Source organism: Desulfofalx alkaliphila DSM 12257, from assembly GCF_000711975.1.
Taxonomy (GTDB): Bacteria; Bacillota; Desulfotomaculia; order Desulfotomaculales; family Desulfohalotomaculaceae; genus Desulfofalx; species Desulfofalx alkaliphila.
The window spans coordinates 1-6,361 of sequence record NZ_JONT01000045.1; the positions used below are offsets into that span (position 1 = coordinate 1).

Genomic DNA, 6,361 nt, shown 5'->3' on the forward strand with positions numbered 1-6,361 from the left:
TCATCCTTCACAGCGAACAGGGTAGCCAATTTACTTCGAAGGAATTTGTTCGCTCATGCGAAGCCCTGTTCATCCAGCAAAGCATGAGCCGAACAGGCTGTCCCTATGACAATGCACCGATCGAGCGCTACTTTAACACCTTGAAACATGAGCTGATCTATCTTTTCGAGTATAGAACTGAACGTGAATTGGATGCTGCAGTAGCGGAATTTGCCTACGCTTGGTATAACCGAGTACGGCCTCACACGTTCAATGGTGGTCTAACACCGGCTGCTGCCAGAGTGGCTTGATACTATGTGCTGGTGTTACAATTTTGCTTGACCACGTCATGGCTTGATAATCAATAAGAAGAAAGTGTATCGCCTATGTAAGGAGTTAGATATTCTAGAACCCCAAAGACAAAAAACAATAAAATACCCTCGCAGAATTGCGATAAATAGAGAAGTAACAGATCCAAACCAGCTATGGGAAATGGATATAAAGTACGGCTATATAGCTGGGGAGAATCGCTTCTTTTATCTCTTAGGTGTCTTAGATATTTTTGATAGAACGCTTATAGATTATCACATAGGTCTTAACTGTGAAGGTAAACATGCTGCAAAGTTAATCCAAAGATGCCTTTGGAGAAGAAGCTTCTAGTCGAGGAAAATAAGCCAATTATTCGCACTGACAATGGTCCAATGTTATAGTAATATCTTTGAAGAGGCTTGTCATTCCTATGGCCTTGAACATGAGCGTATTCCGCCCAAGAACCCTAATAAAAATGCCAATATAAGTCTTTTCATGCCATATTTAGTAAGAGAACGTTTAACAAGGTATGAATTTAACAACTATCAAGAAGCGTATCAGGTTGTCGCTGAATTTATCCAGTTTTATAACAAAAGGCGCATTCATGGCAGCCTTAAAAACCTACCACCAGAGGTTTATAGCCAGCAAGTTGTTAATGGAAAAATATCAGGCATAGTAGTTAGAGCGTAAAGATATTACCTTTTCCTCCCAAAATCCTATAAAACCTTTGGACTGTAAATTGTCAAGAGCTGCGCAGCAGGGCGAAACCGTACTCTTTACAATTTATCAGGCCTATAGATTACAATCTAGGGAATGAGGAATAGAGATGAAATATAAAGTAATCCTAAGAAAGTATTAGCAATAAGGTAAAAGACTCCAAAGTTAGGGGGTCAAACCGCCATCATGGCGTCTCGAAGAAGTTGTGAGAGCAAGATTGACATCATGTAGATTAAGTGAATGAAATAGAAGTTGCATAAATGTAGATCAATATACACTCTAAGAGTAGAATATAGTAAGTAAATTGTTTAATAGTTGGGGTGAAAAATGCGCAATTTAAGAGCATATTATTCTTCTGAAATTGAGGAATTTTTGAATAAAACCGATGATGAAATCCTTGGTATTATTCATAAAAATGATGCTTCTACTAAGACAATGATTCAGCAAAGTAATACTTGGGAACAGGAAATTTGCATATTAAAAAATCAGTTAGCTGATTTTAAGAATGGACGAATAATATTTGAATATACAATCCCAAGAATGGGAAAACGTGTAGACGTTATCTTTTTATTTAAAAATATTGTGTTTATAATGGAGTTCAAATGCGGCGAAAATGAATATAAAACTTCCACTTATGATCAAGTCTATGACTATGCACTAGATTTACGAAATTTTCAAAAGGAAAGCCATAATAAGCTGCTTGTACCAATAATGATTTCCACAGAAGCACCGGCTGAAGAACTAAGAATAAAAGAGCACGATAGAATTATCGAACCCATAAAATGCAATTCTGATAACATTGCCTATGCCATAAATGTTGTTTCCAGCACATATATTGAACCAGACTTTGATTATTTATCTTGGGAAAAATCCGAATATTTGCCGACACCTACTATTGTGGAGGCTGCGCAAGCGTTATATCGTGGACATAATGTAGCAGACATTACACGCAGTGATGCCGGCGCCGAAAACCTTACTGTTACGACAGATGAAATAAATAGAATTATAGAATATAGCAAAGCTAATCAAAGAAAATCTATTTGTTTTGTAACTGGCGTACCTGGAGCAGGAAAAACCTTAGTCGGCCTTAATATTGCTATTCAGCGTTCTAATGCAAAAAAAGGTGAACATGCAGTTTTTCTATCTGGGAATTACCCCCTTGTCACAGTTCTACAAGAAGCCCTCGCACGCGACAAGGTAGTGCAAGCAAAAGCTTCAAATAACAAATTAACAAAAAAGGATGCATTACGTAGTACGTCGGCATTTATTCAGTTAATACATAAATACCGGGATTCTTTTGTTAGAAACAATAATATTCCTCCGGAGCGAGTTGCTATCTTTGATGAAGCACAAAGAGCTTGGACCAAAGAGCAAATATCAAATTTCATGCGCACTAAAAAAGGTATCACTAGTTTTGATTACAGCGAACCAGAATTTTTAATCAGCACAATGGATAGACACAAGGATTGGGCTGTGATTATCTGCCTTGTAGGTGGAGGACAAGAAATTAATACAGGTGAGGCAGGATTGCCGGAATGGTTTGATTCTATCAGACGAGCATTTCCTGATTGGGATGTTTATATAACACCACAGCTTAATGATGAAGAGTATAGGAGAAGCTATTCATGGGGAGATATGATTGCGGGACTAAATGTTACTGAAATCAAAAAGCTGCATCTTTCTACATCTGTTCGATCATTTCGCACACCTGATTTAGCCTCTTTTGTCAAAGCAGTTTTAGATGTAGACACACAAAATGCAAAAGATTTACTGGAAAGGTTTAAGAACAAATATCCTATTATTCTAACCCGAGATTTAGGGAAAGCAAAGGACTGGGTAAGAGCACAATGTAAAGGGACAATGCGTTATGGCCTTCTTGCCAGCAGCGGAGCATTACGGCTGAAGCCGGAGGGAATATTTGTGAAGAATGATATTTCTGTAGCAAATTGGTTTTTAAATGGGAAGGACGACGTTCGGTCAAGCTATTATCTAGAAGATGTTGTTACTGAGTTTGATATTCAAGGTTTAGAACTCGATTACTCTATTGTTGCATGGGATGCTGACTTCCGTTTTGAAAACAATGAATGGCATTATTATAATTTTTCAGGAAGTCGCTGGAATAATGTAAATTTAGAGAATAAGCGGATTTATCTAAAAAACTCATATCGGGTGCTACTAACAAGAGCGCGACAAGGAATGGTTATTTTTATTCCAAAAGGAAACGATTACGATAAAACTCGTTTAACTAAATATTACGAAGGTGTTTACAACTATTTAAAATCGGTCGGCGTTGTCGAAATATAGATTATGAGGAGCATTTTTCATAAGTATTGAGAACATAAAAAGTTTCGTGTAAACGGTAACACTAACCATTTACACGAAACTTTTTATGCTCTCAAAATTATATTATGAATTCCCTGAAGATATTAGGAAATCTTCATTATATTATTATGACGATGACTACATGGTACTTCATTTTGTATTTAGAAAGGTATGTAGAAAGAGCAACTGTCTGTGGAGTTTTGATAGCGGGATTTATTTTTAATGTTATATCAGATTCTTGTTGTATAATAATTTTACTAACAGGTTTCCAACAGTAAAAGATTCTTTACAAAAGCAACAGGATTTGCAGTTAGAAGAATATCAGAAACAGATGGAGCAAGATAATGGAAGCCGAAGTCAGCATGAATCTACTCAATATTTAAAGGAACATGTAAGGCATGTGGTCTTATAAAAGAGTGTGTGTCACAGAGAAGTAGCATTGACAATTTTTTCTGTGACACCTATTACAAGGAGGAGGACGATGAATAAGGAAAAGCAGACGGTGAAACGCAGAATCTTTATTTCTAATACCAGAATGGTACTTGTAACTTTAAGTCTATTTCTTTTCGTTAATATGTTTGTAGTAAATCTATATGAGTTCATATATAAAGACAGCATGATTGGTTCGTCTGAGTTAGCAGATAATACCGAACAAATAAGAAATATCCTGACAGATTGGAATCCATCCCCTAAAGAAGAGGCGATAAACAATCTTGCAACAAAACTGAATGGGTATGGATTTTCTACTTGCGTTGAAATAGATAGTGAAGTGGTTTACTCAAATACTGATTTTCCTGTGAGCGAGCTTATAAATGAAATTGGAGATTATTTGGAACCAGATGGAAAGGTGCATATTTTTGTACAAGACTATATGACTGTGCTAGCACAAAATCATGTGAATGAGAAAATGAAAGTGTTTGCAATTGCAGGAGAATATCGTGAATTCTGGTTTCAAAAGAATAGTTTGACTACCCTACTTATACTATTGCTGATTGATGGCATACTTTGCATAGGCGCCTTACTCATAATTAGTCAGATTTTTACTAAGAAACTTATAGAACATATAACAAAACCTTTAGATGCATTGTCAGAAGGGGTAAAAAGAATGAAAGAAGGAAATTTTTCTGAACCTGTTAAATACAAAGGAGATATTGAATTTGAATATGTCTGTGACGCATTTAATGAAATGCAGGAACATATAACGAAAGCTAATGCAGAAAAGGAGTCTTATGAAAAGGCGAGAGTTGAATTGGTGGCGGGAATTTCTCATGACTTAAGGACTCCATTAACGGCAATTAGAGGAACAATAAAAGGTCTCAAGGATGGGGTTGCTACAACACCTGAATCAAGAGAAAAATTTCTTGATATAGCTTATAAACGAACGATAGAAATGGATCGGCTTTTGGAAAGGTTATTTTATTTCTCAAAACTTGAAACAGGTAATATGCCACTGTTTTTTGAAAAGACAGAGTGGAGTGAGTATCTGGAAGCCTATGTGAAAAGATACAAATCATTGATAGAGAATGAATCTATAAAAATTAAAATAAAAGATGTAAGAAAAGGTTTGTTTTCAAATATTGACCGAGAACAAATGAAACGGATACTTGATAATATCCTGGAAAACAGTAAAAATTATGCAGAAACAGATAAGCTTGAAATTACTATTAATATTTTTAAAGAACATTCATATGTAGTACTTGAGATCTCTGATAATGGCTGTGGAGTTTCAGAGGATAAGATTCCCCGTATTTTTGAACAGTTTTTTAGAGGTGATGAGTCAAGGAATATAAAAGAGGGGAATGGTCTAGGCCTCTACATTGTAAAATATCTAGTGAATGCTATGGGAGGCTCAGTAGATGCAGAAAACAGCAACGGTCTTACTATTCGAATAAGACTACCAGTTTTGGATGAATGAGGTGGTTTAGATGACTAAAAAACATAGAATTCTAATTGTCGAAGACGATGATGATATCAGTATGATAGAACAGGCTTATCTGCAAGCCAGTGGATTTGAAACATTCATTGTAAGTGATGGAGACAAAGTACTTCCACTTCTGCAGGTGGAAAATTTTGACTTAATACTGCTGGATCTTATGCTTCCCGGGAAGAATGGTTATGAGATATGCAAAGAGATAAGAGAACAACTTAATATTCCAATTCTCATGGTAACGGCAAGGACGGAATCTGTTGATAAAATTCGTGGTCTGGGACTTGGTGCAGATGATTATATTACTAAACCTTTTGATCCCGCTGAGCTTGTAGCAAGAGTAAATGCAAATATAAGACAGTATAATCGATTAACAGAAGCCAATCAGAAAGAGTTGGATGAGAAGGACGATGAGATAGTAATAGGTAATATTCGAATTCTTCTGCATGGATGGAAGGTATATAAGGGTGAGCAAGAAATTCATTTTCCTAACCGAGAATTTGAATTATTAAAATTTATGGCTGAAAATCCTAATATTGTTTTCTCGAAGGAACAATTGTTTGAAAAAATATGGGGATATGATTATGTTGGGGATAGCGCGACGGTTATGGTGCATATTAATCGTATTCGTGAAAAAATTGAGGATGACAGTAAAAACCCAAAAATCATAGAGACAGTATGGGGTGCGGGATACCGGTTGAATAGATAAGATATAATTATATAGTTATCCGGTTATGTAATGGAAGATAGAGGTTCCTCTTGGAAAAGACAAGAAAGATAACAGTATAAGCCATGCCCACTTTGACGGACACCAGACCGTGATCGTATAATTAAATCACGAGAGGATGTCGATTGTGGGTAAAACAAGTAACAGATATGATGATGAATTTAAGGCTCATGCTGTTAGCCTGGTGGTAGATAAAGGCCGGCCAATAAGCGCAGTAGCCGCCGACCTTGGTGTCTCCCAGCCTGCTCTGAGAAGATGGGTAAAACTGAGTACTGAGCCAGAGGATTCGGTTGACAAGCGAATTGCCGAGCTTGAAGCTGAAAACAAAGCGCTCAAAAAAGATCTTTCGGACGCAAAGGATACCGTTGAAGTGCTAAAAA

7 protein-coding genes are annotated in these 6,361 nt (G+C 36.5%); all 7 read left to right on the top strand.

The window, feature by feature from the left end:
- Nucleotides 1–290 (top strand): integrase core domain-containing protein (locus tag BR02_RS0112650; RefSeq protein WP_031517655.1); only part of this gene is annotated, 290 nt, incomplete at its 5' end.
- A gap of 43 nt (nt 291–333) precedes the next feature.
- The gene (locus tag BR02_RS15805; RefSeq protein ID WP_051688317.1) at nt 334–639 is read left to right on the top strand and encodes an IS3 family transposase; all 306 of its coding nucleotides are present in this window, start codon (nt 334–336) and stop codon (nt 637–639) included.
- A gap of 33 nt (nt 640–672) precedes the next feature.
- Nucleotides 673–978 carry an integrase core domain-containing protein gene (locus tag BR02_RS15215; protein WP_084171052.1) on the top strand — a complete coding sequence of 102 codons (306 nt, stop codon included), beginning with the start codon at nt 673–675 and terminating at the stop codon, nt 976–978.
- A gap of 354 nt (nt 979–1,332) precedes the next feature.
- The gene (locus tag BR02_RS0112660; RefSeq protein ID WP_031517656.1) at nt 1,333–3,309 is read left to right on the top strand and encodes a DUF2075 domain-containing protein; all 1,977 of its coding nucleotides are present in this window, start codon (nt 1,333–1,335) and stop codon (nt 3,307–3,309) included.
- Between the two features lie 499 nt (nt 3,310–3,808).
- A complete protein-coding gene (locus tag BR02_RS0112665; protein WP_051688318.1) occupies nt 3,809–5,242 on the top strand; it encodes a HAMP domain-containing sensor histidine kinase in 1,434 nt (477 codons plus the stop codon).
- Nucleotides 5,243–5,252: 10 nt separating this feature from the next.
- The gene (locus BR02_RS0112670; RefSeq protein ID WP_031517658.1) at nt 5,253–5,963 is read left to right on the top strand and encodes a response regulator transcription factor; all 711 of its coding nucleotides are present in this window, start codon (nt 5,253–5,255) and stop codon (nt 5,961–5,963) included.
- 145 nt (nt 5,964–6,108) lie between these two features.
- Nucleotides 6,109–6,361 (top strand): transposase (locus BR02_RS0112675; RefSeq protein WP_051688319.1); only part of this gene is annotated, 253 nt, incomplete at its 3' end.